General features: G+C 55.5%; 3 protein-coding genes. All 3 read right to left on the reverse strand.

Annotated elements, in window-relative coordinates:
* A partial coding sequence (locus DWY55_RS21550) for a DUF6531 domain-containing protein (protein ID WP_243633688.1) occupies positions 1-788 on the reverse strand: 788 nt, incomplete at its 3' end.
* 12 nt (positions 789-800) lie between these two features.
* Positions 801-1,178 (reverse strand): hypothetical protein, encoded by a 378-nt coding sequence (locus tag DWY55_RS21555; protein ID WP_133303500.1) that lies wholly within the window; start codon positions 1,176-1,178, stop codon positions 801-803.
* Positions 1,175-5,088, reverse strand: a 3,914-nt coding sequence (locus DWY55_RS21560; protein WP_243633689.1) for a DUF6531 domain-containing protein, incomplete at its 5' end; no start/stop codon positions are given. The genes DWY55_RS21560 and DWY55_RS21555, both read right to left, overlap by 4 nt.

Consider the following 5,088-nt stretch of genomic DNA (forward strand, 5'->3'; position numbering starts at 1 on the left):
CAGCCCTCGTACTCCGAATCGGAGTACCATGCCCGGGTCCATTCCAATGGAAGCGGGGACGGAAAGCCGAAGTCCGTGCCCTCGTAAACCACTGCGCCGTTGACAAGGTTCACAGGCTCGAAGCCGTTCTTGCACAAGTATGCGCTCAGCTTCTTCGTCGAGGGGAAACGATTCTGTATGTTGGTATTTTGTAAAACCTTTGTATTAAACTTCGCGAGTGCCTTTCCAAGTCCCTTGCGTCCGAGCTTCATCAGGGAACTGAACCCTATGCTCGCCGCAAGTCCCGCCAGCATTCCGCCCCAGTCGGGGACGTAGGGACCGCCCACCATGACGGGCTTGCCCGTGGGGACAGGAAGGGAAAAGGAGGTCGGAGCGAAAAGGCTCGGTATGAGCCGTGTCTTTCCAGCCTTGTTCTTGCCTATACCTGCCGACAGCGGTATGCCCACGTCGTTGCACGTCATCACCATGTGACCCTTCGGACTCATGCGGTTGCCGTCGCAGAACACGGTCTGCGAGGCGAAGAAGTTCATGCTCTCGTGGCCGATCATGGAGGCCATGGCGAAAGGCCCGGCAAGCGGGATGTGCGCCAGGGGGATAATCATGCCACCGGTGTCCGAGACGCCGCGCTTCAGCCCGTTCACGCTTACGTTCGTGCCAAGGAACGGTATGTAGTCGGCGGGGTCCATCACCATACCCATGTAGGGATGGATGGGGTTGAAGGGGGGAGCTGTCGTCACATGGACGTCAACCCCGACTACCATAGTGATATGACTGTCCGCGAGTAACATTAATCTTAACCGTTATTCAATCAAAAATTCAATATCACTACATACAAACTCAAAAATTGAATCATATGAAGTTAGTAATATATGTTTTAGCTGAGGTTGTATATCCAAATTATTATTTACGACTTGAGAATCTATGATTTCACAAAGACAGGATTCTGGATGTAATTTTGGAAGCAATTCATCACTCTGCATTTTGAAATATATAAGACTATTTGATATTATCCTCATTTGAACATATTGTTCAAAAGTTGCTCCTTGACTACATTTTGTTGTATCAATAGAGAAAGTAATATCCATCTTAGACTCAGTTAATTTATTAAATTTTACAAAGTCTATAGCTCCACGACCTTTAATAAGCCCTAAATCTGTTATAATATTTTTTAATTTCATTTTGTACATCTTATTTCGATACTTCTACCAGCATTTTTCGTAGAAAAACGTTCATTTAAATCAACTCTTCTTAAGTCTTTTGCTGTTACCATTCTTGCATTTATATTATCTACTCCGGCCTCTTTTGCCGCATAAAGCCTACGATTGTCTAATGAAAAATAATCTCCCTCATTAGCTCCTTGCCCTTTTAATCTTTTTTGTATGTTTGTTGGCAAATCTTCTAATTTTATTATTCTAATTGGTTCAATATTTTCTGCTATTTTAGGATTTACTTTCATAGCTGCGATGGTATCCTGCAATGTTGTCCCATCTCTAAAGGTATCCTTTATGCTATCTTGTGAGTAAAAAATATTTTTAGGATTTACATTAAACAAACCTACTACATCCAGCCAGGTATTAACATCTTCTACATACCCATACAAAGTAGGATTGTTTCCCGCCAGCCCAATGGGATCAGAAGAAATATACATCCCCATATCCGGCGAATAGTACCTGAACCTGTTGTAATACAGCCCCGTTTCTTCATCCTCGTACTGTCCCTGATACCTGAACGGCACGAGCGTTCGGTCCCCATGGCATTCCGCCACCCTGCCGTACACATCCAGCAGCATCTCCCACACAAGCTCTCCCTTGCTGTCGTATGCCTGCGTCGGCGTACCGAGGTAGTCATGCACTATCGTGTAGCGTTCCCCGTCCGTGACCTTCGCCACAGGAGTGAACGACGTTCCGTCATATATCCATGTCACAAGGCCCTCCGGCTTCTCCGTGCCGTTGTATTCCTCGCGTCCGGTCTCGTCCGTGACGAGCATCGGCCTCCGGGCTTCGTCGGTGTCCCATTCGTGCAGTACCACGTTGCCGTCCCACCCGAAACGGTGCACGGTGTTATCCGTCCTCTTGGATATTCTTCTGCCGAGGGCATCATAGCCGAACGTTACCGTCCTGCCGTCGGGAGTCCTCACCCCGGCAAGCATACCGTTGGCCTGCCACTCGTAGCAGGTGTCGCCCGGCTGCCAGCCGGCGAACGGGTCGGTCTCACGGCTGTTTTCGTTCTTGTCGGCATCATCCGCAGAGAACAGCATACCGAGCCACCCTTTCTTTTCGGTGTGCCCGCTTTCCGGAACGGACACATCCCTGCGGCTCTTGTGTACGAGGTTGCCCTCGCAGTCGTAGCGGTAATGGTACTCGCCGTCCCACAGCAGACGTCCGCCACGGTCATACTCGCGTCCCTTGCATCCGTCCTCCCGGTACAGGTTGCCCACCTTGTCGGGGGTGCGGAAGACGCTCTCATACATGGAGTAGTCGCCCCTGACGAGGTTACACATCGAGTCGTAGTCGAAGATGACCGGCTCCGGTGACAGGTTGCTGCGCATCGACATCAGCCTTGCGCCCACGTCCCAGCGGTAGCTTCTCCAACCCGTGTGTCGGTTGCCCGAACGCACGTGGCGCGAGCGGACAAGCCCCATGTCGTTGTAGTCCGTGGTAATCCTTATCCCTCCTGTTGCGAAACGCTCCACCTCACGCCCGGCGTCGTCCCGGCCTATGGTGCTTTCCCATGGCCGGACGTCCCCTCCGGAATCGCCGTATGCGGACGCTTCATCCGCTTCCGGTTTCCTGACGGTGGCTTTTATGCCGCCGACAAGCCCGAGCCTGTCGTAGGACAGTTCCGTGTCGGCTCCGAGTGAGCTTCCCACACGGGTGCGCTCGCCGTATGCGTTGTATTCCGACTCCACCGACATGACACCCATGAACTTGTCGCCTCCGGGAAGCCCCATCGTCTCCTTTGTCACACGCCCCATCGGGTCGCGTTCGAACACCATGCGCGCCTCACCGTTGTCGGCGGTGGCCATCAGCCCGTTCCTGTCGTAGCCGTATTCCTCTTTCGTGCCGTCGTGGTACTCGGCTGTGAGCACACGTCCCATGGTGTCGTATGTGTAGGCGGTGCTGCGCCCTCCGGGACGAACTATGCGTGTCACACGTCCGCAACCGTCCCTGTGGTATATGCGTTCTATGCCGCCGTAGTCCTTTTCCGATGATATGTTGCCCGCAAGGTCGCGCCTGAAGACATACCCGGCACCGGCCTCGTTGACCACCTCGCGCAGGCGGTCCATCCCGTCGTAGCGGAAGCTCACCCTGTTCCCGGCTTCCTCGCGCCATGTCATGCTCCCCACGGAGTTGTAGCCCATGCGAACATGGCGTCGCGCGTCACGCGCCTCCGTGATGCTGTCGTAGCTGTCGTAGCCGAGGTGTATGACGTTACCGTCACGGGCGTCTATGCGCCGCAGGCGGTCCAGGGCGTCATACACGTAGAACTCCGTGCGGCTGCCGGGAGAGCTTCGCTCTATGAGCCTGCCCCTGGCATCATGCTTCCAGCCGCCGAGCAGCCTCCCGTCCTCGTGCCATGACACGAGGTTCAGCGAGCCGTCGTAGGACAGGTCGGAACGGCGGTCTCCCTTGCCGACGCCCACGGGCTGGCCGTGGCTGTCGTAGGTGAACTCCGTGACGCCGCCGTCACGGTCTATGAAGCGGCTGACAAGGTGCGGACGCTCCATGTCGTACAGGCGGACGGTCTTGTTGCCCTCACGGTCCACATGGATGCCCAGCCGTCCCTTGTCGTCGTATATGTACATCTCGCCGCTGCCGTCGGGGTACGTGACACCGGTGAGGTTGCCGTCATTGTCGTAACTGTAGCCCGTGACGCCGCCCTCGGGGTCGATGGTGCGGTAAGGCTCCATGAAGTCCGTGTAGCTGTGGCGCGTCTCGTTGCCGAGCGGGTCGATTTCGGCGGTCACAAGCTGGTCGGGTGTATAGCGGTAGGTGGTCGTGCCGCCCGTGGAGTCGGTCACGAGGTTGTAGCCTTCGGAGGGGTGGTACTCGATACGTCCCTCCATCATGCCGTCATTGCCGTAGGTATGGACGCACCGTCCCTTGCTGTCGTATTCCCAGTAGTAGGTGTCGCCGTTGCGGTCAGTCTTCTCCGTCATCAGGTGGCCGCTATACGACATCTCCGTGGTCTTGTCCATGGCGTCGGTGATGCCCGTCATGTTGCCGGAGCCGTCGTAGGTGTACGACACCAGACGCTCTTCTCCCTTGTCGGTGACGAACGACAGGCTCGTGACGCGTCCGTTCGTGTCGGTGGCGGCGTGTACCGTGCGTCCGGCAGGGTCGCTCAGTCCGGAGAACCTGCCGTTGCTGAAACGGAGCTGTATATGAAGCCCGTCGGGGTTTTCTATGCGTGTCATGCGCCATGCGCCGCCATCCCGCATATCGAAGCGGTATGTGAGCAGGCTGTCATGGCTGTATGCCTCGTAGCCTTTTTCGGTACGGCGCAGTGTCATGCGTTCCGTGCGCATGTAGAACTCGCCGCCCGGCGCTATCGGCGGGAAAGCGACGGCACGGCCATCCTCCATGCGGAGCATCGTCACGCCCTCGTCCTCGAAACTTTCCACCGTGCGGTCATAGCAGCAGTGTACGCCATGGCCCAGCCAGCCCTCGTACTCCGAATCGGAGTACCATGCCCGGGTCCATTCCAATGGAAGCGGGGAAGGGAAGCCGAAGTCCGTGCCCTCGTAAACCACTGCGCCGTTGACAAGGTTCACAGGCTCAAAGCCTAATTTACACAAGAATCGGCTTAGCTTGTTAGGCCCTTTGGTTATTTGTCTTTTCAGGTTGAATTTTCTTATCTTGTTCCGTGCGCATTTCATCAGGGAACTGAACCCTATGCTCGCCGCAAGTCCCGTCAGCATTCCGCCCCAGTCGGGGACGTAGGGACCGCCCACCATGACGGGCTTGCCCGTGGGGACAGGAAGGGAAAAGGAGGTCGGAGCGAAAAGGCTCGGTATGAGCCGTGTCTTTCCAGCCTTGTTCTTGCCTATACCTGCCGACAGCGGTATGCCCACGTCGTTGCACGTCA

Origin of the sequence: Bacteroides sp. AF25-38AC, assembly GCF_003602995.1 — a bacterium.
Classification (GTDB): domain Bacteria; phylum Bacteroidota; class Bacteroidia; order Bacteroidales; family Bacteroidaceae; genus Bacteroides; species Bacteroides uniformis.